This window comes from Streptomyces sp. NPDC043952, from assembly GCF_056435325.1.
In genome coordinates this window covers 79,650-105,636 of record NZ_JBWKES010000015.1, presented here as the reverse complement: position 1 = coordinate 105,636, position 25,987 = coordinate 79,650, and the positions used below count along the sequence as shown (strand labels likewise).

Below are 25,987 nucleotides of genomic sequence, written 5' to 3'. Positions count from 1 at the left end.
GCTCTTCAGGGCCCCGGCGGACGAAGGCGCCGCCGGGGCCCTTTCGCGGACCTGACCGAGCCGCGGTTGCGGATGTACGACCCTCGTCCGTGCGTACCAGGAGCGAAGCCAGGCGGCCGTCGTGGCGGGAGACACCGAGGGCCGCGAGAACGTGGCCGTGCATACGTACGGCTTCCCGTTCCGCGGGTGACCGCCTGTGGCCTCCCTTCCGTGCCTGCCTGAGAGGACAAGAACCGGCATGACCGCCACCGTCGTACCCCCGGCCCCCGTACAAGCCCACCGGGACCCTAATGTGCGGCGGTGGCTGGGCGCCTATACGTGCTCCATGCTCGGGGACAGCGTGTACTACCTGGCGCTGTCCTGGGCGGCCGTGCGGGCCGGGACCGCGGCGCAGGCCGGGCTGGTGATGTCGGCGAGCGCGCTGCCCCGTGCCGTGCTGATGCTCGGCGGGGGAGTGATCGCCGACCGGCTCGGGCCCCGGCGGGTCGTCATCGGCAGCGACGCCCTGCGCTGCGCCGCCGTCCTCGCGGTGGCCGCCCTGCTGTACCTCACCAGCCCCGGACTGTGGCCGCTCGCCCTGCTCGCGCTGGTCTTCGGCACCGTGGACGCCGTGTTCGTGCCCGCCGTCGGCGCCCTGCCCGCGCGGGTCACCGGCAAGGACCAGCTGGCCCGCGTCCAGGGCATGCGCGGCCTGGCCATCCGCTTCGCGAGCGTCGTCGGCGCCCCGCTCGGCGGCCTCGCCGTGGCCGCCGGCGGCGCCCCCGCCGCCTTCGCCCTGGCGGGGGCGCTGATCGCCGTGTCCGTGCCCCTGCTGCTCCGTGTACGGATACGGGAGCTGCCCGGCGACCGCGCGGACGGCCCCCGCACCACCGCGCGGGCCGACCTCGCGGCCGGGCTGCGCCACATCCGCGGCCACCGCGTCCTCGCCCCGCTGATGCTCGCCATCGCCCTCGGCGACCTGGGCTTCGTCGGCCCGCTGAACGTCGGCCTGACCCTGCTCGCCGACCACCGCGGCTGGGGTGCCTCCGGGATGGGCTGGGTGCTCGCCGGGTTCGGCGTCGGAGCCGGCGCCGCCTCGCTGCTGCTCACCCTCCGCGGCCGGCTGCCGCGCGCCGGACTCATCGTCGGCGTCACCGTCATCGCCGGATCCGCGGCCATCGGCGCCCTCGCCTACGCGCCCGGCCTCTGGGCGGCCGTCGGCACCGCCCTGCTCGTCGGCCTGCTGACCGGGCTCAGCGGCGCGCTGTGCGGCGCCCTGCTCCAGACCCAGGCCGACCCCGCCTGCCTCGGCCGGGTCACCGCCGTCTCCAGCCTGATCAGCCTCGGCCTCACCCCGCTGAGCATGCCCCTCGCCGCCGCCGCGATCGGCGCCTTCGGGCTCGGCCCCGTCTACCTGGTCAGCGCCTTCGTGTGCGCCCTCGGCGGGGTCGTCGCCCTCGTCGTACCGGCCCTGCGCCGCGCCGAACTGCCCGGCTGAGGCTCATACCCCCCGGCATTCATACCTTCGGCTGAACCAGCTGCACGAGATTGCCGCACGTGTCGTCGAACACCGCCGCCAGCACCGGCCCCTGCTCCCGCGGACCGTGCGGGAAGCGGACCCCCAGGCCGCTCAGCCGCCGGTGCTCGGCCGCGAGGTCGTCCACGGAGAAGACGATGCAGGGGATGCCCGCCTCGTACAGCGCGCGACGGTAGGACTCGGCGATCGGGCCCTGGCCCGGCTCCAGGAGGAGCTGGAGGTCCGGCTGCGCGCCCTCGGGCGCGCCGACCGTGACGAACAGCGTGCCGTCCCCGAGATCCATGTGGGTGCGCGTCTCGAAGCCGAGGACATCCGTGTAGAACGCGTGCGCCCGCGCCACGTCGTCCACGTATACCCCGGTCATCGCGACCTTGATCACGGGCGGCCTCCCCGGTCAGAGCCCCAGCTGCTTGGAGGAGTGCAGCTTGTCGATCGCGTCCGCCTCGCCCTCCACCTCGACCCGCGCCGCCCGGTCCCGGCCGAACGCGAACAGCAGCAGCTCCGACGGCTCCCCGGTCGCCGTGACCACCGGGGCGCCCTTGTGCGCCACCACCGTCTGCCCGTCGGGCCGGCGCAGCACCAGCCCCGTCGGCACCCCGCGCCCCAGCAGCCGCGCCGTGCGCTCCAGGCGCGACCACAGCGCGTCCTGGAACACCGGGTCCAGCTCCCGCGCGCTCCACTCCGGCTGCGCCCGGCGCACGTCCTCGGTGTGCACGTAGAACTCCACCGTGTTCGCGGCCTCGTCCACCTGCTTGACCTGGAACGGCGAGAACCGCGGCGGCCCCGTACGGATCAGCTGGATCAGCTCCTCGTACGGCTTCGCGGTGTACTCCGCCATCACCTTCTCCAGGCGCGGCGCGAGCTGCTTGATCAGCGCGCCGCCGGCCGCGTCCGGGCGGCGCTCGCGCACGATCACATGCGCGGCCAGGTCACGGGTGCGCCAGCCCTCGCACAGGGTCGGCGCGTCCGGGCCCACGGTTTCCAAGAGGTCGGCGAACAGGAGCCGTTCACGCTTGGCGAAGGTCGACATGGGGTCAGCCTACGACCAGCCACCGGTCCGCGCAGTGGACACCCGCCCGGCACTGTCAGTGGCGCGCGGCACAATGGCACCCATGACCAGTACGCCCGGAACCCCCCGGCCCAGCAGCCTCGACCCGGAGATCGCCGCCCGCCTCAAGCGCAGCGCCGACGGCCTCCTGCCCGCCATCGCCCAGCAGCACGACACCAAAGAGGTGCTCATGCTCGGCTGGATGGACGACGAGGCGCTGCACCGGACCCTGACCACCGGCCGCTGCACCTACTGGTCGCGCAGCCGCCAGGAGTACTGGGTCAAGGGCGACACCTCGGGCCACGTCCAGTGGGTGAAGTCGGTCGCGCTGGACTGCGACGCCGACACCGTGCTGGTCCAGGTCGACCAGGAGGGCGCCGCCTGCCACACCGGCGCGCGCACCTGCTTCGACGAGGACGTACTGCTCAAGGACGCCGGTCTGCCGTCCGGCGCGGACCAGTGAGGCCCGCCGCCATGGACCTGGAGACCTTCCGCAAGCTCGCCGCCGACCGGCGCGTCATCCCCGTCACCCGCAAGCTCCTCGCCGACGGCGACACCCCCGTCGCCCTCTACCGCAAGCTGGCCGGCGAACGCCCCGGCACCTTCCTGCTGGAGTCCGCGGAGAACGGCCGCTCCTGGTCCCGCTACTCCTTCGTGGGCGTCCGCAGCGCCGCCACCCTCACCGCCCGCGACGGCCAGGCCCACTGGCTCGGCACCCCGCCCGTCGGCGTCCCCGTCGACGGCGACCCCCTCAAGGCCCTGCGCGCCACCCTCCAGGCCCTGCACACCCCGCACACCGAGGGCCTGCCCCCCTTCACCGGCGGCATGGTCGGCTACCTCGGCTACGACATCGTGCGCCGCCTGGAGAAGATCGGCCCCGGCGAGCGCGACGACCTGAAGCTGCCCGAGCTGACCATGCTCCTGACCAGCGACCTCGCGGTGATGGACCACTGGGAGGGCTCGGTCCTGCTGATCGCCAACGCGATCAACCACAACGACCTGGACACCGGCGTGGACGAGGCGTACCACGACGCGGTGGCCCGCCTCGACGCCATGGAGGCCGACCTCAGCCGCGCGGTGGCCCAGCCCCCCGCCGTGCTGCCGCCCTCCGAGCTGCCCGAGTACACCGCGCTGTGGGGCGGCCCCGACTTCCGGCGCGCCGTGGAGGACGTCAAGGAGCGCATCCGCGCGGGCGAGGCCTTCCAGGTCGTCCCCTCCCAGCGCTTCGAGACGCCGTGCACGGCCAGTGCCCTGGACGTGTACCGGGTGCTGCGGGCCACCAACCCGTCGCCGTACATGTACCTGTTCCGCTTCGACGGATTCGACGTCGTCGGCTCGTCCCCCGAGGCGCTGGTCAAGGTCGAGGACGGCCGGGCCATGGTCCACCCCATCGCCGGCACCCGGCACCGCGGCGCCACCCCGCAGGAGGACCAGGCGCTCGCCGACGAGCTGCTCGCCGACCCCAAGGAGCGCGCCGAACACCTCATGCTGGTCGACCTCGGGCGCAACGACCTCGGGCGGGTCTGCGAGCCCGGCTCGGTCGAGGTGGTCGACTTCATGTCCATCGAGCGCTACTCGCACGTGATGCACATCGTCTCCACCGTGACCGGGCGGGTCGCCGGCGGCCGCACCGCCTTCGACGTGCTCACCGCCTGCTTCCCGGCCGGCACCCTCTCCGGCGCCCCCAAGCCCCGCGCCATGCAGATCATCGACGAACTCGAACCGTCCCGGCGCGGGCTGTACGGCGGCTGCGTCGGCTACCTGGACTTCGCCGGCGACTCGGACACCGCGATCGCCATCCGCACCGCCCTGCTGCGCGACGGCACGGCCTACGTGCAGGCCGGAGCGGGCATCGTCGCCGACTCCGACCCGGTCGCCGAGGACCAGGAGTGCCGCAACAAGGCCGCGGCGGTGCTGCGGGCGGTGCACACCGCCAACCGGCTCGGCCAGTAGGACGCGTCTGGCGAAACCGCGTCTCACGGAACCCCGGATGACGGTTCGGCGGGGGTTCAGGCGATAGTGGAGTACGTGACTGCTGTTCCTCACCCCCGTTCCGAAGCCGCCGCGCCCGCCCGGACCGGCCGCCGGAGCCTCGCCATGGCCCTCCTGTTCGGCGCGCTCGGCGCGGCCGTGGCGCTGCTCGCCAGCCGGCAGCGCTGGGCGGAGGGCACCGCGTCGGTGGCCGGCGGCGCGTTCCCGCTCACCGCGAAGGGCAGCGAGGTCACGGGCGTGCCCGCGGCCCTCGCCATAGTGGGCCTCGCCGCGCTCGTCGCCGTCTTCGCCGTCCGCCGGGCCGGCCGCTTCCTCGTCGCCGCTCTGCTCGCGCTGTCCGGCGCGGGCATCATGGCCGCCGCCCTGTTCTCCGCCTCCGACAGCAGCGCGCTGGACGAGAAGGCCGCCCAGGCCAGCGGCGACACCACCGCCACGGTCGCGGCGCTGAGCCACACCGGCTGGCCCTACGTGGCGGCCGTCGGCGGCCTGCTGATCCTGCTCGCGGGCCTGCTCGCGCTCCGCTTCGGCAGCGGCTGGCCCGCCATGTCCGGACGCTACGAGCGCGGCACCGACCGCCCGCGCAAGACGGCAAGGCCGGTCGATCCGGAGCGGCCCGAGGAGATCTGGAAGGCCCTGGACCGGGGCGAGGACCCCACCGGCGCCTGACCCCGCGCGGATGTGGCGAACCAGACGCCCACCCCCGCGTCCGGCGCGCATACGCGTACGGGACAATGGACGGCGAGCGTCCGGCTCGGACAGTGACGGGCGGGCTCGGCGCCGTACGACACGTACGTCGCTCTCCTGGGACACGTACACAGCAACGAGGAGCACAGACATGGCGGGCAGCAGCCACGGCCACGGTCACACCCCGGCCGCCTGGACCGGCGTCATCATTTCCTTCATCGGCTTCCTGGTCACCGGCGCCTTCATGGTGATGGCCAACGTCATCGGCTTCTGGGTCGGCATGGCGCTCATCATCGGCGGCGCCCTCGTCGGCGGCATCATGAAGGCCATGGGTCTCGGCGCCAGCGCCAAGCCGCTCAAGATGGTCGGCGGTGCCCCCATCGCCGCGCGCGAGCCCGTCGCGGTGGAGAGCTGAGCCGCCGAGCACGGCACCTCCTCCCCGAGGGCGGCCCGGAGTTCCTGACGGACCCGGACCGCCCTTCCGCGTCCCAGGGCACGGACGCGTCACAGGGGCACGGACAGCGTCACAGGGGCACGGGACAGCGTTCCAGGGGGAAGGGGCCCGGCTCTCCCGCGCGCCCGGCCGACGCGTCGGCGAGAATGCCTGACGTGACCGCCGCCAACCGACCGGCCCCGCCCGCCGCGCCCCCCGCCCCCGCCCGGACCGACCCCCACCCGGCCACCACGGGCACCCCGGCCACCCCGCTCCGCCCCTGGCCCGGCGTTCCAGCTCACCCCTGGCCCGGCCCCGTCGCCGCCCCCCTGTGGCGGCGCCTCGCCACCCCCGCCGGTGTGCTCGCGGCGGTCGCCGGTGCCTTCGCCTATGTCGGGATCGTCGACCCGAACCATCCGGGCCACTACCCGGTCTGCCCCCTCTACCGGTTCACCGGCCTGTACTGCCCCGGCTGCGGCGGGCTGCGCGGCGCGCACGCGTTCGTGCACGGGGACCTGGTGGCCGCGCTGCACGACAACGCGCCCGCCGTGGCCGGCTACTTCCTCTTCGCGGTGCTGTGGGTGGTCTGGGTCGTACGGGCATGGCGCGGCCTACCCGCACGGCTCGCCCTCGGCAATGCCCAGCTGTGGGTCCTCGGCGGCCTGCTGCTGGTGTTCACCGTGGTCCGCAACCTGCCCTTCGGCGCCTGGCTGCACCCCTGACCTGCGGCGCCGGTGTCCGAGGAGTGAAACCGGCGTCCACCGGATGCGGGGCCCCGGCCCTGCTCCGGATACCATCGAGTGACCACGGGTTTCCACCACCTGAAGGAACCCGAAGGAACGAACCGTCTGAAAGGGGGCCGCTCGCGTGAGTGTGCTCGACGAGATCATCGACGGAGTCCGTGCCGACCTCGCGGAGCGGCAGGCACGCGTCAGCCTCGACGAGCTCAAGGAGCGCGCGGCCAAAGCACCCGCCGCCAAGGACGGGGTGGCCGCGCTCAAGGGCGACGGCGTCAAGGTGATCTGCGAGGTCAAGCGCTCCAGCCCCTCCAAGGGCGCGCTGGCCGCGATCGCCGACCCGGCCGGACTCGCCGCGGACTACGAGGCGGGCGGCGCCGCCGTCATCTCCGTCCTCACCGAGCAGCGCCGCTTCGGCGGCTCCCTCGCCGACCTGGAGGCCGTCCGCGCCCGCGTGGACATCCCGGTGCTGCGCAAGGACTTCATCGTCACCTCGTACCAGCTGTGGGAGGCCCGCGCGTACGGCGCCGACCTCGCCCTGCTGATCGTGGCCGCCCTGGAGCAGCCGGCCCTGGAGTCCCTGATCGAGCGCGCCGTCTCCATCGGCCTCACCCCGCTGGTCGAGGTGCACGACGAGGACGAGGCCGAGCGCGCCGTGGCCGCGGGTGCCCGGATCATCGGTGTCAACGCGCGCAACCTCAAGACCCTGGAGGTCGACCGCGGCACCTTCGAGCGGGTCGCCCCGGAGATCCCCGAGGGCATCGTCAAGGTCGCCGAGTCCGGCGTGCGCGGCCCGCACGACCTGATCGCCTACGCCAACGCCGGCGCCGACGCCGTCCTGGTGGGCGAGTCCCTGGTCACCGGCCGCGACCCGCGGACCGCCGTCTCCGACATGGTCGCCGCCGGCGAGCACCCGGCGCTGCGGCACGGCCGCGACTGATCCCCCGCTAGGCTGCCCCCGATGACTGCGACGACCACCGTGGACCGCTACGCGCGCCTCGCCCGCGGCTGCCGCCCCCGCGGCTGCCGCGCGCCCGCGCGCCGCGTCCACGGCCGCCGGGTCCGCTACGTCATCGGCGACGAACCGGGGCAAGTGAACGGCATGCGATGGCACCGCGCCCCCAAGGGGCGCGGGGAACTGCGCGACCGGCCACCGACGGCCGGCAGCTGACAGCCGACCCGCCGCCCCACGGCGAACAGTGTCTTTTCACACGCACTCACCGTGAGGTACCGGCATGCCCAGCAACTATTTCTTCCCCGACCCGGAGGGCCAGGTCCCCAGCTCCGAGGGCTACTTCGGAGCGTTCGGCGGCAAGTTCATCCCGGAGGCCCTCGTCGCCGCCGTGGACGAGGTCGCCGTCGAGTACGACAAGGCCAAGCAGGACCCCGAGTTCGCCCGTGAACTCGACGACCTGATGGTCAACTACACCGGCCGCCCCTCGGCCCTCACCGAGGTGCCCCGGTTCGCCGGACACGCCGGTGGCGCACGGGTGTTCCTCAAGCGCGAGGACCTGAACCACACCGGCTCGCACAAGATCAACAACGTGCTCGGCCAGGCGCTGCTCACCAAGCGCATGGGCAAGACCCGCGTCATCGCCGAGACCGGCGCGGGCCAGCACGGCGTCGCCACCGCCACCGCCTGCGCGCTGTTCGGCCTCGACTGCACCATCTACATGGGCGAGATCGACACCGAGCGCCAAGCCCTGAACGTGGCCCGGATGCGCATGCTCGGCGCGGAGGTGGTCGCCGTGAAGTCCGGCAGCCGCACCCTCAAGGACGCCATCAACGAGGCGTTCCGGGACTGGGTCGCCAACGTCGACCGCACCCACTACCTGTTCGGCACCGTCGCGGGCCCCCACCCCTTCCCGGCCATGGTCCGCGACTTCCACCGGGTCATCGGCGTCGAGGCCCGCCGCCAGATCCTGGAGCGCGCCGGACGCCTGCCCGACGCGGCCGTCGCCTGCGTCGGCGGCGGCTCCAACGCCATCGGCCTCTTCCACGCCTTCGTGCCCGACGCCGGCGTCCGCCTCATCGGCTGCGAGCCGGCCGGCCACGGCCTCGGCACCGGCGAGCACGCGGCGACCCTGACCGCGGGCGAGCCCGGCATCCTGCACGGCTCCCGCTCCTACGTCCTCCAGGACGAGGAGGGCCAGATCACCGAGCCGTACTCGATCTCGGCCGGGCTGGACTACCCCGGCATCGGGCCCGAGCACGCCTACCTCAAGGACTCGGGCCGCGGCGAGTACCGCGCGGTCACCGACGACGCCGCCATGCAGGCCCTGCGCCTGCTCTCGCGCACCGAGGGCATCATCCCGGCCATCGAGAGCGCCCACGCCCTCGCGGGCGCCCTGGACGTCGGCAGGGAACTGGGCCCCGACGGGCTGATCGTCGTCAACCTCTCCGGTCGCGGCGACAAGGACATGGACACAGCGGCCCGCTACTTCGGGCTGTACGACACCGACGCCGAGGTGGCCGCGGACGCCGCCGCCACCGCCGAGATCGAGGGGGACGCCAAGTGAGCGGGAACATCCAGCTGTTGACGGACACCCTCGCCGCCGCCAGGGCCGAGGGCCGGGCCGCGCTGATCGCCTACCTGCCGGCCGGGTTCCCGACCGTGGACGGCGGCATCGAGGCGATCAAGAACGTGTTCGACGGCGGCGCCGACGTGGTCGAGGTGGGCCTGCCGCACAGCGACCCGGTGCTGGACGGCCCGGTCATCCAGACCGCCGACGACATCGCCCTGCGCGGCGGCGTCAAGATCGCGGACGTGATGCGCACGGTGCGCGAGGCGCACGCGGCCACCGGCAAGCCCGTGCTCGTGATGACGTACTGGAACCCCATCGACCGCTACGGCGTCGAGCGGTTCACCGCCGAGCTGGCCGAGGCGGGCGGCGCGGGGTGCATCCTGCCCGACCTGCCAGTGCAGGAGTCGGCGCTGTGGCGGGAGCACGCCGACAAGCACGGCCTCGCCACCGTCTTCGTGGTGGCGCCGAGCAGCAAGGACGCGCGGCTCGCCGAGATCACCGCGGCGGGCAGCGGCTTCGTCTACGCCGCCTCGCTCATGGGCGTCACCGGCACCCGTGAGTCCGTCGGCGCACAGGCCCAGGACCTGGTGCAGCGCACCCGCGTCAGCCGCCCCGAGCTGCCCGTCTGCGTCGGCCTCGGCGTCTCCAACGCGGTCCAGGCCGCGGAGGTCGCCACCTTCGCCGACGGTGTGATCGTCGGTTCCGCCTTCGTCAAGCGGATGCTGGACGCCCCGGACCACGCGTCCGGCCTGGCGGCGGTGCGCGAGCTGGCCGGGGACCTGGCGAAGGGCGTGCGCGGCCAGGCGTGACCACGGGGCGCGGCCGATGGTGACCGAGGGGTGCGACCGGTCGTCCCGATGCGGTCCGTTCGTCATGTATCGGGCATTCCGGTCACTCGAACGGGTGGACCTCGGGCCGGGGAGGCGCGCTGCGCCTCCCCGGTTCGTTCTGGGGGTGTGAGCGAGAAGAACCGTGACGGAAAGCGGACCGCCCGGCAGCGGCTGGCGGTCGAGCGCGAGAAGCAGAAGTCCGCGGAGAAGCGGCGGCGGGCGCTGATCGTGGGCGCCAGCGTCGCCTGCGTGCTGGCCCTCGCGGCGGTGATCGGCGTGATCGCCGCGAACGCGGGCAAGAACAAGGCGAGCGGCAGCGCGGGCCCGGTCGTGGCGCCCTCCGGGGCGCAGGGCAAGGACAGCCTCGCGATCCCGGTCGGCAAGGACGGCGCGAAGTCGACGCTCACGATCTGGGAGGACTTCCGCTGCCCCGCCTGCCAGGCCTTCGAGGCGGCGTACCGGCCCACGCTCCATGAGCTGGTCGACGCGGGCAAGCTCCGCATCGAGTACCACCTGGTCCGGCTGATCGACGGCAATCTCGGCGGCACCGGCTCGCTGCGCGCGGCCAACGCGGCGGCCTGCGCCCAGGACGCCGGGAAGTTCCGCGACTACCACGACACGCTGTACTCGAACCAGCCCAAGGAGACCGACGACGCCTTCGCCGACAACGCCAAGCTGATCACGCTGGCGGGCAAGGTCGGCGGCCTGGACACCCCGGCGTTCCGCAAGTGCGTGGACGCGGGGACGCACGACAGCTGGGTGGACCGCTCGCAGAAGGCGTTCCAGAGCGGCAACTTCAGCGGCACGCCCACGGTGCTGCTCGGCGGCAAGAACATCTACCAGGACCAGACGATGTCCCCGGCCAAGCTGAAGCAGCTGGTGGAGTCGGCGGACCGGGGATAGGGGGGGCGCGGGCAGGCGAATCTCATGTCCCTGTTATGGACCCGTAGCCAGGCGGCTTGGTGCCGCCGGGGCCCGGCACGGTAGCGTCGGACTTGCCATGGAACTTGCCTACATTCCCAGCCCGTCCCGCGGGGTGCTGTACCTCGGCCCCATTCCGCTGCGCGGCTACGCCTTCTGCATCATCATCGGCGTCTTCATCGCCGTCTGGCTCGGCAACCGGCGCTGGGTCGCCCGTGGCGGCCAGTCCGGCACGGTCGCCGACATCGCGGTGTGGGCCGTCCCGTTCGGCCTGGTCGGCGGCCGGCTCTACCACGTGATCACGGACTACGAGCTGTACTTCAGCCCCGGCCGTGACTGGGTGGACGCGTTCAAGGTGTGGCAGGGCGGCCTGGGCATCTGGGGCGCGATCGCGCTCGGGGCGCTGGGCGCGTGGATCGGGGCGCGGCGCCGGGGCATCCCGATGCCCGCGTACGCCGACGCGGTGGCGCCCGGTATCGCCCTCGCGCAGGCCATGGGGCGCTGGGGCAACTGGTTCAACCAGGAGTTGTACGGCAGGGAGACCCACCTGCCCTGGGCGCTGCACATCACGTCCTCCGAGGGCGGCCGGGTGCCGGGCTACTACCACCCGACCTTCCTCTACGAGTCCCTGTGGTGCATCGGCGTCGCCTTCCTGGTGATGTGGGCCGACCGCCGCTTCACGCTGGGCCATGGCCGGGCGTTCGCCCTGTATGTCGCGGCGTACTGCGTGGGCCGCGGCTGGATCGAGTACATGCGGGTGGACGACGCCCACCACATCCTCGGCCTCCGCCTCAACGACTGGACGGCACTGATCGTCTTCCTGCTGGCGGTCACCTACATGATCCTCTCGGCCCGCCTGCGTCCGGGCCGCGAGGAGATCGTGGAGCCGCTCGCCTCCGACGGCCCGGCGGAGGACTCCGAGTCGCGTGCCTCCGGCGGTCCGGCCGAGGGCACGGAGTCGCGTGCCACCGGCGGTTCGGCGGCGAGCGCGGAGCCGGACGCCGAGGCCGAGAGGCGCGCTGCGGAGCCGGCGGACGAGCCGAAGGCGGCCGCCGGGGAAGCCGAGTCGGCGACGAAGAAGACCTGACGAACGGTTCATACGATGCCGAGGGGCGCCCGGAGACCTCCGGGCGCCCCTCGCGCGTGTGACCGGCAGGCCTCCGGGGTCACAGGGCGCCCTCCGCGCGCAGGGCGGCGATGTCGGCCGGGGCGAGGCCCAGCTCGGTGAGGACCGCGTCGGTGTCCGCGCCGTGCGGCCGCCCCGTCCAGCGGATCGCGCCGGGCGTGGCGGACAGCCGGAACAGCACGTTCTGGAGGCGCAGCGGGCCCAGCTCCGGGTCCGGCACGGTCGTCACCGTGTTCAGCGCCTGGTACTGGGGGTCCTCGAACACGTCCCGCACATCCTGCACCGGCGCCACCGCCGCCTCCGCCTTCTCGAACGCCGCGAGAACCTCCGTACGGGTGCGGGCGGCGACCCAGGAGCCGACCGCCGCGTCCAGCACCTCCGCGTGCGCCGCCCGCTGCGTGCCCGTCGCGAACCAGGGCTCCTCGATCAGGTCCGGCCGCCCCACCAGCCGCATCACCCGCTCCGCCACCGACTGCGCGGACGTGGAGACGGCCACCCAGGTGCCGTCGGCGGTGCGGTACGTGTTGCGCGGGGCGTTGTTCGCGGACCGGTTGCCGGTGCGTTCCTGGACGTAGCCGAGCTGGTCGTACCAGGTGGGGTGCGGGCCGAGCACCGACAGGATCGGCTCGATGATCGCCATGTCCACGACCTGGCCGGTGCCGGTGCGGTCCCGCGCGGCCAGCGCCGTGAGCACGGCGTAGGCGGTGGTGAGGCCCGCGATGGAGTCGGCGAGCCCGAAGGGCGGCAGCGTCGGCGGTCCGTCCGGCTCCCCGGTGAGCGCGGCGAAACCGCTCAGCGCCTCGGCGAGGGTGCCGAATCCGGGCCGGTGGGCGTACGGCCCGAACTGCCCGAACGCGGTGACCCGCGCGAGCACGAGGCGCGGGTTGGCCGTGGACAGCTCCGCCCAGCCCAGGTCCCACTTCTCCAGCGTGCCGGGGCGGAAGTTCTCGATCACGACGTCGGCGGTGGCGGCGAGCCGCAGCAGGATCGCGCGACCGCCCGGCCGGGACAGGTCCAGGGTGATCGCCCGCTTGTTGCGGCCGAGCACCTTCCACCACAGGCCGATCCCGTCCTTCGCCGGACCGTGCCCCCGGCAGGGGTCGGGGCGCCCCGGATGCTCGACCTTGATCACCTCGGCGCCGAAGTCGCCGAGCAGCGTGGCGGCCATGGGCCCGGCGAAGAGGGTCGCCAGGTCCAGCACCCGCAGCCCCTCCAGCGCCGCGACACGCGCCGCCGTACCCCCGCACGCCCCTGCGTCCGTGCCCTCGTGTGCCCCACCACTCGTACCCCCGCCGGCCCCTGCGCCCGTGCCCCCGCGCGCCCCACCACTCGTACCCCCGCCGGCCCCTCCGCCCGTGCCCTCGCGTGCCCCTCCCCCCGTCCCCCCGCTCATGCGGTGAACCGGGTGTCGATCTCCGGGCGGTACGGCATCGACGCCGACGCCCCGGCCCGCTCGACCGAGAGGGATGCCGCGGCGGCTGCCCAGGACAGGGCCTCCCGTACGGGTTTCTCCTCGGCGAGGGCCACCGCGAGCGCCCCGGTGAAGGTGTCGCCCGCGCCCGTGCTGTCCACGGCCTCGACCCGCGGTGCGGGCACCACCAGCGGCTCGGGGGCGTCCCGCGAGACGTACAGACAGCCGGTCGCGCCCAGGGTGACCACCGCGCGCGGCACCAGGTCCAGCAGCGCGGTGGCGGCCTCGCGCGGGTCGGTGCGGCCGGTGAGGGTGATCGCCTCGTACTGGTTGGGCACCAACAGGTCGGTGGTGGCGAGGAGTTCGGGCGGCAGCGGCTGGACGGGGGAGGGGGTGAGGATCGTCCGCACCCCGTGCCGGTGGGCGGCCGCCGCGCCCGCGACCACCGCGGCCAGCGGGATCTCCAGCTGGAGCAGCAGGGTGTCGGCGGTGGCGATCAGCCCCTCGTCGCCCGGCGAGAGGTGGTCGACGGTGCCGTTGGCGCCCGGAATGACGACGATGGAGTTGCCGCCCTCGTCGTCCACCACGATGTGCGCGGTGCCGGAGGGACCCTCGACCGTGCGCAGGAAGTCGGTGTCCACGCCGGAGTGTTCGAGGGTCTCCCGCAGCCGGGCCCCGGCCGCGTCGTTGCCCACCGCGCCGATCATCGAGACGGTGGCCCCGGCCCGCGCGGCGGCGATCGCCTGATTGGCGCCCTTGCCGCCGGGGATCGTGCGGAACTCCCGGCCGGTCACGGTCTCGCCGCGCCGCGGGGCCCTGGCGACGAAGGTGACGAGGTCCATGTTGGTGCTGCCGAGGACGGCGATATGGGTCATGGGCGGTTCGCCTCCAGGTGGGTGAGGTGGGCGAGGGTGTCGAAGCCGGTGCCGTCGAAGTCGGCGACGGCGGTCGCGAGCCGGTTCTTCAGCGGGGCCCGCCAGTGCTCGGGGAGCGCGCCGGGGGAGCCCGCGAGGAGCCCGGCGACGCTGCCCGCGCTCGCGCCGGCCGAGCCGGTGACCAGGCCGCCCGCCACCGCCCGCCGGACCGAGCCGGTGAAGTCGCCGTCGGCGTGGGTGAGCGCGGCGGCCAGCACGGCGGTGTTGGGCAGGGTGTGCATCCCGTGGTGGGCGGGGAAGTAGCGGGCGTGGAGTTCGTCCACCACGGTGTCGAAGTCCTGCTGCGACGCGGCCAGTTGGACGGCGTGGTCGACGGCTCGGGCCAGCCGGGAGCGGTGCGGGACGACCGAGCGGCCCACCCGCAGGCAGGTGTGCACGTCATGGTCGCCGGTGGCGGCCGCGGCGAGGGTGGCGGCGGTGAACATGGCCGCGTAGACGCCGTTGGCCGTGTGGGTCAACACCGCGTCGCGGTACGCCTGTTCGGCCGCGGCGGCGGGATCGCCCGGATTGGTCCAGCCGTGGACGTCGGCGCGGACCAGGGCGCCGGTCCACTCCCGGAAGGGGTTGCGGTACCGGGCGGTGTGCGGGGGTTCCACGCCGGTGAGGAGGTTGCGGTGGGCGAGGCGTTCGGCGGTGGAGGTCCGGCCGGGCGGCAGTTCCTCCAGCCACAGCCGGGCGACGTCCGTGGTGCCGAAGCCCTTTCCGTGCCGCTGGAGCAGCAGCAGGCCGAGCAACGGGTAGTCGAGGTCGCCGGCCGCGGGCATGCCGTCGATGTTCTCGGCGAGCGAGGTGGCGGCCGAGCGGCGGTCCCACGGGTACGCGTCGAGCAGTTCCGCGGGCACGCCCCGTGCGGTGAAGTAGCCGGAGAGCGGCCAGTTCCCGGCCGCCCGGCCGAGGGCGCGTACCGCCTCCAGGGGGAGCTTTCGGACCGGCCTGCCCAGCAGACAGCCGATGGCCCGGCCCAGCCAGGACGCCTCGTACGCGAGCGGTCCCGGCGTGCCGGCGAGCCGCGCGGTGGGCCAGTCGGGGCAGGCGGCCCGGATCGCGGACAGCTCGGTCGGCTCGTCGTCGGCCAACCGGCTGGGCAGATCGGCGAGTTCGTCCAGCAGATCCTCGGCGAGCAGCCGCAGATAGCGGGAGACGCGGTGCGCGGAGGCGCCCGCGCGCTCCGGTGCGTCCGGGCCGCCCGCCGCGCGCCAGCGCTCCTCGATCCGGGACGGCTCACGGCCGTCGAGCCGGGCCTGGCGCAGCTCGTGGCCGAGCAGGTCCTCGGGCTGTACCCAGGTCAGGCGCAGCACGGCGCGCCTCCCCGGTCGGAGCGGGACGCGTCGCTCATGTCCGGCGCGCCGTCCAGCGCGGCGAAGGCCAGGCCACGGGCGCGGTGCCGGGCGCGGTCGAGGGCGAAGACCTCGCGGGCGACCTGGGCGAGGATGCGGGCCGGCTGCCACAGGTCCAGGCGGCTCGTCTCCGCGACCGTCTTCGCCCACTCCTGCGGCACCGGCGAGCCGAGCGCGCCCGCGAGGGCACCGGCCACGGCGGCGATCGAGCCGCGGCCCCGCCCGTAGTCGACCGAACCGAGCACCGCGTGCCGGTAGTCACCGCCCGAGACCATCAACATGCCCAGTGCGATGGGCAGTTCCTCGATGGAGTGCGGCCGCGAGGGGCGGCCGGCGCCGAGCGAGGGGGACCGGTGGTCCGGGCCGGCTGTGTCGTACGGCTCGACCGCCGCCCGCAGCGGACCGAGCGCCGATACGAAGTCGCTGTAGCCGTACGCCACTTCGCAGACCTTCTCGATCGCCTCGCGGGTGCCGTCCTCGGCCAGGGTGAGGCAGGCGGTCACCACCGAGTCCGGCGTCGCGTCCGGCGCGGTGGCGGCGGCGACGGCCGCGGCGAGGACACCGGCCGCCTCCCGGCCGTACGACGACTGGTGGGCGCCGGCGATGTCCGGCGCCTCGGCGCCCGTGGCGCGCGGGTCGGCCGCGTTGACCAGGCCGACGGGGGCCATGTACATCGCCGCGCCGCGGTCGGCGAGGGTGCCGGCGCCCGCCTCCCGCGGGTCCGCGTGGCCGTGGGCGAGCCGGGCCACCAGCCACTTCTCGGCGAGGGAGTGGCGGCGCGGCGGCAGCGCCTCCGTCTCCGGCTCGGGGACCCGGCGGGGGCTGGCCATCAGGTCCGGCACCAGGTGCTCGGCGAGCGCGTAGGCGTCGAGGTGGTCGCGGACGCGGTCGTAGACCCGGACCAGGGCGTGGGCCGGCAGGGTGCCGTCGCCGACGTGGCCGTCGCCCCTGTGGTACGGCGCGGGCGGGCGGGCGGTGCGCCGGGCGTCGCCGTGCCAGGGGCCGACGATGCCGTGCACGGGGCCGCCGTGGCGCTCGGTGATCTGGTCGGGGGAGTAGCCCTCGACCGGCCCGCCGAGGGCGTCGCCGACGGCCGCGCCGACCAGAGCGCCGGTGATCCGTTCGTCCAGATCGGGCTGTCCGGTGCCTTTGGGTTGCTTGGGCGTCATGCCCGAATCATCCTCCCGGCCGGGCCGGTTGCCTGGCTTCCAGGAGTCCGGCGAGTTCCACCGGGTGGACGCCGGTCAGGCGGGACAGGGCGCGGCCGGGCGGCGGGCACGGCCTCGGCGGCGCCGTAGCCGTAGCCGTGCTCCACGATCTGGGGTTCGAGGGGTGGTTCGAGGGCGATGGCGGGCACGCCGTCCGCGCCGGTGAGGGTGGGGGAGACGGCCGCCGCCATGGCGCGGGGGCCGTGCGCCCCGTCGCCGTCCTGGGGGTGGCGGGCGTCGAACTCCCCCGGCGCGGCGGCGCCTTCGGGGTCGCCGGGGCGGGCCGCGGCGGGGGCGCAGGCGCGCGCAGGGCGGCGTCGAAGCGGTGCGGCTTGCCGTGGCCGCCGGCGGGCGGGTGCGGACGGGGGGCGAGGTTGCCGGGTCCCGCCCGGACGGGGATGCGGGCATGCAGCGGCATGACGGCGGACCCGCTCTCCGCACGCGGTCCGGGGCGGCGGCGACCGCGCAGGCGAGGGCGGACGGGGCGAGGCCGATGCGGCACGCGTACGACGGTCACGGCGGAGGTCGCCGAGGGCACCGTCGGCGTCGGGACTCGGGGAGCAGCGGCCGGCCCGGAGCAGTGCGCCCCCGCCTGTGCCATCGGCGTCCCCTTCGGCGGGAGCGCCGAGCCCGCGGTCCTCCGGCAAGCTGATCGGCCGGCCGCACGGAAGCGAAGGAAGCGTAAAGCCGCAGGTTAGCCGAGCCTTTCCTTGCTGGCGGCGCGATCGGGAACGACGTAGATTCTGTGGTGTCGAAAAGTAGAACGCGTCCAAAGTTAGCTTTGGCTAAGCTAAATCGGGGAAGAAGATCATGGCCCTCATCGAAACCGAGGCCGCGCTGCATGAGGCGCACCGCGACAACCACACGCACCGCGATGTCAACGGCGGCTGGCTGCGCCCCGCCGTCTTCGGCGCGATGGACGGCCTGGTCTCCAACCTCGCCCTGATGACCGGCGTGGCCGGTGGTTCCGTCGGCCACCAGACCATCGTCATCACCGGCCTCGCGGGCCTCGCCGCCGGCGCCTTCTCCATGGCCGCCGGCGAGTACACCTCCGTCGCCTCCCAGCGCGACCTGGTCGAGGCCGAGCTGGACGTCGAGCGCCGCGAACTGCGCCGGCACCCCCAGGACGAGGAGGACGAGCTGGCGGCGCTGTACGTGGCGCGGGGCGTGGCCCCCGACCTGGCCCGCGAAGTGGCCCGGCAGCTGTCCAAGGACCCCGAGCAGGCCCTGGAGATACACGCCCGCGAGGAGCTGGGCATCGATCCGGGCGACCTGCCCTCCCCGCTGGTCGCGGCCGTCTCCTCCTTCGGCTCCTTCGCCCTCGGCGCGCTGCTGCCCCTGCTGCCGTACCTGCTCGGCGCCACCGACCTGTGGCCCGCCCTGCTGCTCGCGCTCGTCGGACTCTTCGGCTGTGGCGCCGTGGTGGCCAAGGTGACCGCGCGCAGCTGGTGGTTCAGCGGTCTGCGGCAGCTCGCGCTGGGTGGCGCGGCCGCCGGTGTGACGTACGCCCTGGGGACCCTGTTCGGAACGGCCGTAGGATAAGGCGCGACCGGTACTTATACGGGATGACGAATAAGTAGCCGTTACCCGTTGGTTTCGGATGCATGACCGCGGGGCATGAGCCGTAAGCGCCGTGGGCAATGACGCCTGCCGCACCCCCTGCGGGGCGGGCCGACGAAGCCCCCCCTGCTCCCCCCGGACCGATGGACACCGATCCGACCGATGGTGTCGCAGCGGTCCACCCACACGCGTTCGCCGCCACCGCGGCGGCCGGCCCGCCCCGTGCGGCATCCCGGCCGTCGCGCCATGCGGCACCGGCCGTTTCGTGCGGTACCCGGCCGCCCCGCGCGGCTCCCGGACACCCGGCCATGAACCCTCGCTGTGTCCGCATGATGAAACGGAGTATCCGCTTCCCGAGAACCGGGCCATCATGTAACCTGCACGAAATTTCGCCATCTCCGCAGAGGGCCAACGTCGTCCCTCGGCACACGCCACATGCCACATGACGACGACGGGAGAGCCGATGCGTACGCCGCGCCAGCCGTCCCAGCATTCCGAGAACGGCCAGAACTGGTCGTTCATGGATGCTCGCCCTGCTGCGCAGGGTATGTACGACCCCCGCAACGAACACGATGCCTGCGGCGTCGGTTTCGTCGCCACTCTCACCGGCGAGGCCTCCCACACCCTGGTCGAGCAGGCGCTGACCGTGCTGCGCAACCTGGAGCACCGCGGCGCCACCGGCTCCGAGCCGGACTCGGGCGACGGCGCGGGCCTGCTCTCGCAGGTGCCGGACGCCTTCTTCCGCGAGGTGGCCGGATTCGAGCTGCCCGCCGCCGGTTCCTACGCCGCCGGTATCGCCTTCCTGCCCCCGGAGGGCACCGAGGACGCCGCGGCGGCCATCGACGCCATCGCCGCCGAGGAGGGCCTGACCGTCCTCGGCTGGCGCGAGGTGCCGGTCGCCCCCGAGCTGCTGGGCGCCACCGCCCGCTCCACCATGCCGGTCTTCCGGCAGATCTTCGTGACCGACGGGGCCAGCGAGGGCATCGCCCTGGACCGCAAGGCGTTCGTGCTGCGCAAGCGCGCCGAACGCGAGGCGGGCGTCTACTTCCCCTCGCTGTCCGCGCGCACCATCGTCTACAAGGGCATGCTGACCACCGGCCAGCTGGAGCCCTTCTTCCCGGACCTGTCCGACCGCCGCTTCGCCTCCGCGATCGCGCTGGTGCACTCCCGGTTCTCCACGAACACCTTCCCGTCGTGGCCGCTGGCGCACCCGTACCGCTTCGTCGCCCACAACGGTGAGATCAACACCGTCCAGGGCAACCGCAACTGGATGCGCGCCCGCGAGTCCCGGCTGGCCACCGACCTGTTCGGCCCCGCGGAGAAGCTGGACCGCCTCTTCCCGGTGTGCACTCCGGGCGCCTCCGACTCCGCCTCCTTCGACGAGGTCCTGGAGCTGCTGCACCTCGGCGGCCGTTCGCTGCCGCACGCCGTGCTGATGATGATCCCGGAGGCCTGGGAGAACCACGCCACCATGGACCCGGCCCGGCGCGCCTTCTACGGCTACCACGCCACCATGATGGAGCCCTGGGACGGCCCCGCCTGCGTCACCTTCACCGACGGCACCCAGGTCGGCGCCGTACTCGACCGCAACGGCCTGCGCCCCGGCCGCTACTGGGTCACCGACGACGGCCTGGTCGTCCTCGGCTCCGAGGTCGGCGTCCTGGACATCGACCCCGTACGGGTCGTCCGCAAGGGCCGCCTCCAGCCCGGCCGGATGTTCCTCGTGGACACCGCCGAGCACCGCATCATCGAGGACGACGAGGTCAAGGCCGCCCTCGCCGGCGCCGAGCCGTACGCCGAGTGGCTGGAGGCCGGCGAGATCGAGCTGGCCGACCTGCCCGAGCGCGAGCACATCGTGCACACCCACGCCTCGGTCACCCGCCGCCAGCAGACCTTCGGCTACACCGAGGAGGAGCTGCGCGTCCTCCTCGCCCCGATGGCCCGCACCGGCGCCGAGCCGATCGGCTCCATGGGCACCGACTCCCCGATCGCGGCCCTGTCCGAGCGCCCCCGGCTGCTGTTCGACTACTTCACCCAGCTGTTCGCCCAGGTCACCAACCCGCCGCTGGACGCCATCCGCGAGGAACTGGTCACCTCCCTGCGCAGCGCGCTGGGCCCGCAGGGCAACCTGCTGGAGCCGACCGCCGCCTCCTGCCGGTCCGTCCTGCTGCCCTTCCCGGTGATCGACAACGACGAGCTGGCCAAGCTCATCCACATCAACGCCGACGGCGACATGCCCGGCTTCAAGGCCGTGACCCTCTCCGGTCTGTTCCGGGTGAGCGGCGGCGGCGAGTCGCTGGCCGCCCGTATAGCGGAGATCTGCGCCGAGGCCGACGCGGCCATCGAGAACGGCGCCCGCCTGATCGTCCTCTCCGACCGGCACTCCGACGCCGAGCACGCGCCGATCCCCTCGCTGCTGCTCACCGCGGCCGTTCACCACCACCTCATCCGCACCAAGCAGCGCACCCACGTGGGCCTGCTGGTCGAGGCCGGCGACGTCCGCGAGGTCCACCACGTCGCTCTGCTGATCGGCTACGGCGCCGCCGCCGTCAACCCGTACCTCGCGATGGAGTCGGTGGAGGACCTGCTGCGCGCGGGCACCTTCCTCCAGGGCATCGAGCCCGAGAAGGCCATCAAGAACCTGATCTACGCCCTCGGCAAGGGCGTCCTGAAGGTCATGTCCAAGATGGGCATCTCCACCGTCGCCTCCTACCGCGGCGCCCAGGTCTTCGAGGCCGTCGGCCTGGACGAGGCCTTCGTGGAGAAGTACTTCAACGGCACCGCCACCAAGATCGGCGGCGTCGGCATCGACGTCATCGCCGCCGAGGTCGCCGCCCGGCACGCCAAGGCCTACCCGGCCTCCGGCATCGCCCCGGCGCACCGCGCCCTGGACATCGGCGGCGAGTACCAGTGGCGCCGCGAGGGCGAGCCGCACCTGTTCGACCCGGAGACGGTCTTCCGCCTCCAGCACTCCACGCGCACCGGCCGCTTCGACATCTTCAAGAAGTACACCTCGCGGGTGAACGAGCAGTCCGAGCGCCTGATGACGCTGCGCGGCCTGTTCGGCTTCACCTCGGACCGGGCGCCGATCCCGGTCGAGGAGGTCGAGCCGGTCAGCGAGATCGTCAAGCGGTTCTCGACCGGCGCGATGTCGTACGGCTCCATCTCCAAGGAGGCGCACGAGACCCTCGCCATCGCCATGAACCAGCTCGGCGGCAAGTCCAACACCGGTGAGGGCGGCGAGGACCCGGAGCGCCTGTACGACCCCGCGCGCCGCTCGGCGATCAAGCAGGTCGCCTCCGGCCGCTTCGGCGTCACCTCCGAGTACCTGGTCAACGCGGACGACATCCAGATCAAGATGGCCCAGGGCGCCAAGCCCGGCGAGGGCGGCCAGCTGCCCGGCCACAAGGTCTACCCCTGGGTCGCCAGGACCCGGCACTCGACGCCCGGCGTGGGCCTGATCTCCCCGCCGCCGCACCACGACATCTACTCCATCGAGGATCTGGCCCAGCTGATCCACGACCTCAAGAACGCCAACCCCCGCGCCCGGATCCACGTCAAGCTGGTCTCCGAGGTCGGCGTCGGCACCGTCGCGGCCGGGGTGTCCAAGGCACACGCGGACGTCGTGCTGATCTCCGGTCACGACGGCGGCACCGGCGCCTCCCCGCTGACCTCGCTGAAGCACGCGGGCGGCCCCTGGGAGCTGGGCCTCGCCGAGACCCAGCAGACGCTGCTGCTCAACGGACTGCGCGACCGGATCGTCGTACAGACCGACGGTCAGCTCAAGACCGGCCGCGATGTGGTCATCGCCGCGCTGCTCGGCGCCGAGGAGTTCGGTTTCGCGACCGCGCCGCTCGTCGTCTCCGGCTGCGTCATGATGCGCGTGTGCCACCTGGACACCTGTCCGGTCGGCATCGCCACCCAGAACCCGGTGCTGCGCGAGCGCTTCGCCGGCAAGGCCGAGCACATCGTGAACTTCTTCCGGTTCATCGCCGAGGAGGTCCGCGAGCTCCTCGCCGAGCTGGGCTTCCGCTCCATCGAGGAGGCCGTCGGCCACGCCGAGGTGCTGGACGTGCGGCGCGCCGTCGACCACTGGAAGGCGCAGGGCCTGGACCTGGAACCGCTGTTCCACGTGCCGGACCTGCCCGAGGGCGCCGCCCGCCACCGGCTGACCGCCCAGGACCACGGCCTGGAGAAGGCCCTGGACAACGAGCTGATCAAGCTCGCCGCCGACGCCCTCGCCGCGAACGACGCGACCGAGGCCCAGCCGGTGCGCGCCCAGGTCGCCATCCGCAACATCAACCGCACGGTCGGCACCATGCTGGGCCACGAGGTGACCCGGAAGTTCGGCGGCGCGGGCCTGCCCGAGGACACCATCGACATCACCTTCACCGGTTCCGCGGGCCAGTCCTTCGGCGCCTTCCTGCCGCGCGGCATCACGCTGCGCCTGGAGGGCGACGCCAACGACTACGTGGGCAAGGGCCTGTCCGGCGGCCGGATCATCGTCCGCCCGGACCGCGCCGCCGACCACCTCGCCGAGTACTCGACGATCGCGGGCAACACCATCGGCTACGGCGCCACCGGCGGCGAGCTGTTCCTGCGCGGTCGTACCGGCGAGCGGTTCTGTGTGCGCAACTCCGGCGCGCTGGTCGTCTCCGAGGGCGTGGGCGACCACGGCTGCGAGTACATGACCGGTGGTCACGCGGTCGTCCTCGGCCCGACCGGCCGCAACTTCGCGGCGGGCATGTCCGGTGGCATCGCCTACGTCATCGACCTCGACCCCGACAACGTCAACGCGGGCAACGCGGACGCCGTCCAGGAGCCGGACGAGTCGGACAAGGCGTGGCTGCACGACGTGGTGCGCCGGCACGCCGAGGAGACCGGTTCGACCGTCGCCGCGAAGCTGCTCGCCGACTGGGACGCGGCCGCGGCCCGGTTCAGCAAGATCATCCCCCGCACGTACCAGGCAGTGCTCGCCGCCAAGGACGCCGCCGAGCGAGCCGGTCTCTCCGAGACCGAGATCACCGAGAAGATGATGGAGGCGGCGACCAATGGCTGATCCGAAGGGCTTCCTCAACCACGGCCGCGAGGTCGCCAGGACCCGCCCCGTCGGTGAGCGCGTCAAGGACTGGAACGAGGTCTACGTCCCCGGCTCGCTGCTGCCGATCATCGGCAAGCAGGCCGGCCGGTGCATGGACTGCGGCATCCCGTTCTGCCACAACGGCTGTCCGCTCGGGAACCTGATCCCCGAGTGGAACGACTACGCCTACCGCGAGGACTGGGCCGCCGCCTACGAGCGGCTGCACGCCACCAACAACTTCCCGGAGTTCACCGGGCGGCTGTGCCCGGCGCCGTGCGAGTCGGCGTGCGTGCTCGGCATCAACCAGCAGCCTGTCACCATCAAGAACGTCGAGGTCTCCATCATCGACAAGGCGTGGGACGGCGGGCACGTCGTGCCGCGCATCCCCGAGCGCCTGTCCGGCAAGACGGTCGCGGTGATCGGCTCGGGCCCCGCCGGCCTGGCCGCCGCCCAGCAGCTGACCCGCGCGGGACACACGGTCGCCGTCTACGAGCGCGCGGACCGCATCGGCGGCCTGCTGCGGTACGGCATCCCCGAGTTCAAGATGGAGAAGCGGCACATCAACCGCCGTATCGAGCAGATGCGCGCGGAGGGCACCCGCTTCCGCACCGGCGTCGAGATCGGCCGGGACCTGAACGCGCGGGACCTGAAGAAGCGCTACGACGCGATCGTGATCGCCGCCGGCTCCACCACCGCCCGTGACCTTCCCGTCCCCGGACGGGAGCTGAAGGGCATCTACCAGGCGATGGAGTACCTGCCCCTGGCCAACAAGGTCCAGGAGGGCGACTACGTGACCCCGCCCGTGTCGGCCGAGGGCAAGCACGTCGTCGTGATCGGCGGCGGTGACACCGGCGCGGACTGCGTGGGCACCGCCCACCGGCAGGGCGCGGCCTCGGTCACCCAGCTGGAGATCATGCCCCGCCCGAACGACGAGCGGCACCCGACCGGGCAGCCCTGGCCCACCTTCCCGATCCTCTACAAGGTCACCTCGGCCCACGAGGAGGGCGGCGAGCGGCTCTACTCCGTCTCCACCACCCACTTCGAGGGCGACGAGGACGGCAATGTGCAGTGGCTGCACCTGGCCGAGGTCGCGTTCGTGGACGGCAAGCTCAGCCAGAAGCCGGGCACCGAGCGCCGCATCCCGGCCCAGCTGGTCACCCTGGCGATGGGCTTCACCGGCACCGACCGGGAGAACGGCCTGGTGGAGCAGTTTGGTCTAGACCTCGATGAGCGGGGTAACATCGCCCGCGACGCCGACTTCCAGACCAATGTGCCGGGGGTGTTCGTCGCCGGTGACGCCGGCCGCGGGCAGTCCCTGATCGTCTGGGCGATCGCGGAGGGCCGCTCGGCCGCCCGCGGCGTCGACCGCTACCTGACCGGGGCCAGCGACCTGCCGGCCCCGATCCGCCCGACCGACCGCGCGCTCGCGGTCTGACGGCACCCCTGGAACGTCCCGCACAAAGGCGTGCGGAACACCAATGGCGCCTGCCCACCTGTCCCCGACCGGACGACCGGGCAGGCGCCGTTGACTTTTCCCCGGCGTTGCCCGGCGCGCTGTCCGGCGCGATCCCGCCGTGTGCTGTTCCGCCGCCCCGGATCAGGCGGTCAGCGAGGCCGCCTTCAGCCAGGCGAGCGCGAGCAGCAGGGCGAGCAGGGCCACGCACACCCCCGCCTGCACCAGGGCGCGCCGCCCCTCGCGGGGCGCGAAGGCGAAGGCCAGGGTCACCACGGCGCCCGCGAGCAGCCCGCCGAGGTGGCCCTGCCAGGAGGTCAGCCCCGCCGAGATCACCAGCCACAGCAGCAGGCCCGCCATGTACCGGTTGACCTCGCGCATGTCGTGGCCGAGGCGGCGGCCCATGACCCAGTAGGCGGCGCCCAGACCGAAGATCGCACCGGAGGCGCCGACCGTGTACGACTCCGGGACCAGCAGCAGCTCCAGCACCGAACCGCCGAGCGCCGACAGCAGGTACAGGGCGAGGTAGCGCACGCGGCCCAGCTCAATCTCCACGACCCGGCCGGTGTTCCACAGCGCCACCATGTTGAACAGGACGTGCGTGATCCCGAACGTCCCCTCGCCGGGCGTCAGATGCAGGAACGCGCCGGTCAGCAGCCGGTACCACTCCCCGTGCGCGACCCCCTCCGGCACATAGCCGGCAGGCGTGGTGCCGAGCATCGCGAAGCGGTACTCGAACGCCGGCCGGGCCAGCTCCACCACATACGCCACCACGTTCAGCCCGACCAGCACATACGTCAGCAGCGGCACCGCGGCGACCCGGCCCCCGAACACGGTCCGCGCCCGCCGGACCGACCGGGCACCCTCCCGCACGCTCCCCCAGTTCTCGGCTTCGCTCGAACCGGGAGGGGCCCCCATCGCGCACTGATGCCCGACGGACGCCGCCCGCATGCAGGCCGGGCAGATGAAACGGTCGCAGCGGGTGCAGCGGACGTACGACTCCACCCGCGGATGACGGAAACAGGTGGTCACGACGGACTCGGCGGCCACGGGCCGGCTCCTCGGAAGGGGAAGAACGACAAGGAAGGGGGAGGGGCGGGGGGAGACACAGCGGGCCGGTGGGGCGGCAGCGATCAAAATAGCGAACCGGTGGGACGGGCGCGACGCCCGGTGCGCGTGATCACGTAGGCT

Annotated in this window: 22 protein-coding genes and 1 pseudogene; 16 read left to right on the top strand and 7 right to left on the bottom strand. The window is 73.4% G+C overall.

What is annotated here, in order from left to right:
- Positions 1-82: 82 nt before the first annotated feature.
- A pseudogene (locus tag AC069R_RS19135) lies at positions 83-190 on the top strand (transcriptional regulator); the annotation flags it as partial.
- 48 nt (positions 191-238) lie between these two features.
- Positions 239-1,477, top strand: coding sequence for an MFS transporter (locus tag AC069R_RS19130; RefSeq protein WP_478768004.1), 1,239 nt, complete (start codon positions 239-241; stop codon positions 1,475-1,477).
- 19 nt (positions 1,478-1,496) lie between these two features.
- Here the strand turns inward: AC069R_RS19130 and AC069R_RS19125 are convergent, their stop codons facing one another.
- A complete protein-coding gene (locus AC069R_RS19125; protein WP_478768003.1) occupies positions 1,497-1,895 on the bottom strand; it encodes a VOC family protein in 399 nt (132 codons plus the stop codon).
- Positions 1,896-1,910: 15 nt separating this feature from the next.
- On the bottom strand, positions 1,911-2,546 hold the full coding sequence (locus AC069R_RS19120; protein ID WP_478768002.1) for a TIGR03085 family metal-binding protein: 636 nt from the start codon (positions 2,544-2,546) through the stop codon (positions 1,911-1,913).
- Between the two features lie 82 nt (positions 2,547-2,628).
- Between AC069R_RS19120 and hisI the strand changes: the two genes are divergently transcribed.
- The 11 genes from hisI (at position 2,629) to lgt (ending at position 11,773) form a co-directional block, all read left to right on the top strand.
- Entirely contained in the window at positions 2,629-3,027 is a 399-nt protein-coding gene (gene hisI, locus AC069R_RS19115; RefSeq protein ID WP_478768000.1) for a phosphoribosyl-AMP cyclohydrolase, read from the top strand.
- A gap of 11 nt (positions 3,028-3,038) precedes the next feature.
- Positions 3,039-4,517: an anthranilate synthase component I gene (locus tag AC069R_RS19110; RefSeq protein WP_478767999.1), complete on the top strand. Its 1,479-nt coding sequence runs from the start codon at positions 3,039-3,041 to the stop codon at positions 4,515-4,517.
- A 66-nt stretch (positions 4,518-4,583) separates the two neighbouring features.
- Positions 4,584-5,222 (top strand): TIGR02234 family membrane protein, encoded by a 639-nt coding sequence (locus AC069R_RS19105; protein WP_478767997.1) that lies wholly within the window; start codon positions 4,584-4,586, stop codon positions 5,220-5,222.
- A 169-nt stretch (positions 5,223-5,391) separates the two neighbouring features.
- Complete coding sequence (locus AC069R_RS19100; protein ID WP_478767996.1) at positions 5,392-5,655, top strand: HGxxPAAW family protein; 264 nt, start codon at positions 5,392-5,394, stop codon at positions 5,653-5,655.
- Positions 5,656-5,840: 185 nt separating this feature from the next.
- Complete coding sequence (locus AC069R_RS19095) at positions 5,841-6,395, top strand: DUF2752 domain-containing protein (protein ID WP_478767995.1); 555 nt, start codon at positions 5,841-5,843, stop codon at positions 6,393-6,395.
- Between the two features lie 145 nt (positions 6,396-6,540).
- Positions 6,541-7,350, top strand: a complete 810-nt coding sequence (gene trpC / locus AC069R_RS19090; RefSeq protein ID WP_397986444.1) for an indole-3-glycerol phosphate synthase TrpC — start codon at positions 6,541-6,543, stop codon at positions 7,348-7,350.
- A gap of 21 nt (positions 7,351-7,371) precedes the next feature.
- Positions 7,372-7,581 (top strand): tryptophan biosynthesis modulator TrpM, encoded by a 210-nt coding sequence (gene trpM / locus AC069R_RS19085; protein ID WP_478767992.1) that lies wholly within the window; start codon positions 7,372-7,374, stop codon positions 7,579-7,581.
- Between the two features lie 64 nt (positions 7,582-7,645).
- The gene (gene trpB, locus AC069R_RS19080; protein ID WP_478767991.1) at positions 7,646-8,929 is read left to right on the top strand and encodes a tryptophan synthase subunit beta; all 1,284 of its coding nucleotides are present in this window, start codon (positions 7,646-7,648) and stop codon (positions 8,927-8,929) included.
- Complete coding sequence (gene trpA / locus AC069R_RS19075; protein ID WP_397986447.1) at positions 8,926-9,744, top strand: tryptophan synthase subunit alpha; 819 nt, start codon at positions 8,926-8,928, stop codon at positions 9,742-9,744. The genes trpB and trpA overlap by 4 nt, the downstream gene beginning before the upstream one ends.
- Before the next feature lie 147 nt (positions 9,745-9,891).
- Entirely contained in the window at positions 9,892-10,668 is a 777-nt protein-coding gene (locus AC069R_RS19070) for a DsbA family protein (protein WP_478767989.1), read from the top strand.
- Between the two features lie 97 nt (positions 10,669-10,765).
- On the top strand, positions 10,766-11,773 hold the full coding sequence (gene lgt / locus AC069R_RS19065) for a prolipoprotein diacylglyceryl transferase (RefSeq protein WP_478767987.1): 1,008 nt from the start codon (positions 10,766-10,768) through the stop codon (positions 11,771-11,773).
- Positions 11,774-11,852: 79 nt separating this feature from the next.
- Here lgt and AC069R_RS19060 read toward each other — a convergent pair whose 3' ends face one another.
- From AC069R_RS19060 to AC069R_RS19045, 4 genes are all read right to left on the bottom strand, one after another.
- On the bottom strand, positions 11,853-13,028 hold the full coding sequence (locus tag AC069R_RS19060) for a CaiB/BaiF CoA transferase family protein (protein ID WP_478768077.1): 1,176 nt from the start codon (positions 13,026-13,028) through the stop codon (positions 11,853-11,855).
- Positions 13,029-13,201: 173 nt separating this feature from the next.
- Positions 13,202-14,098, bottom strand: a complete 897-nt coding sequence (gene rbsK, locus AC069R_RS19055) for a ribokinase (RefSeq protein ID WP_478767986.1) — start codon at positions 14,096-14,098, stop codon at positions 13,202-13,204.
- The gene (locus AC069R_RS19050; RefSeq protein WP_478767984.1) at positions 14,095-15,456 is read right to left on the bottom strand and encodes an ADP-ribosylglycohydrolase family protein; all 1,362 of its coding nucleotides are present in this window, start codon (positions 15,454-15,456) and stop codon (positions 14,095-14,097) included. The genes rbsK and AC069R_RS19050 overlap by 4 nt, the downstream gene beginning before the upstream one ends.
- On the bottom strand, positions 15,444-16,664 hold the full coding sequence (locus AC069R_RS19045; protein WP_478767982.1) for an ADP-ribosylglycohydrolase family protein: 1,221 nt from the start codon (positions 16,662-16,664) through the stop codon (positions 15,444-15,446). Before AC069R_RS19045 ends, AC069R_RS19050 begins: the two co-directional genes overlap by 13 nt.
- A gap of 849 nt (positions 16,665-17,513) precedes the next feature.
- Between AC069R_RS19045 and AC069R_RS19040 the strand changes: the two genes are divergently transcribed.
- From AC069R_RS19040 to AC069R_RS19030, 3 genes are all read left to right on the top strand, one after another.
- Complete coding sequence (locus AC069R_RS19040; protein ID WP_478767981.1) at positions 17,514-18,245, top strand: VIT1/CCC1 transporter family protein; 732 nt, start codon at positions 17,514-17,516, stop codon at positions 18,243-18,245.
- Between the two features lie 565 nt (positions 18,246-18,810).
- Complete coding sequence (gene gltB, locus AC069R_RS19035; RefSeq protein WP_478768076.1) at positions 18,811-23,322, top strand: glutamate synthase large subunit; 4,512 nt, start codon at positions 18,811-18,813, stop codon at positions 23,320-23,322.
- Positions 23,315-24,778, top strand: a complete 1,464-nt coding sequence (locus AC069R_RS19030; protein ID WP_478767980.1) for a glutamate synthase subunit beta — start codon at positions 23,315-23,317, stop codon at positions 24,776-24,778. Before gltB ends, AC069R_RS19030 begins: the two co-directional genes overlap by 8 nt.
- A gap of 162 nt (positions 24,779-24,940) precedes the next feature.
- On the opposite strand, the gene AC069R_RS19025 is transcribed toward AC069R_RS19030, so the two are convergent.
- A complete protein-coding gene (locus tag AC069R_RS19025) occupies positions 24,941-25,846 on the bottom strand; it encodes a rhomboid family intramembrane serine protease (protein ID WP_478767978.1) in 906 nt (301 codons plus the stop codon).
- Positions 25,847-25,987: the final 141 nt, after the last annotated feature.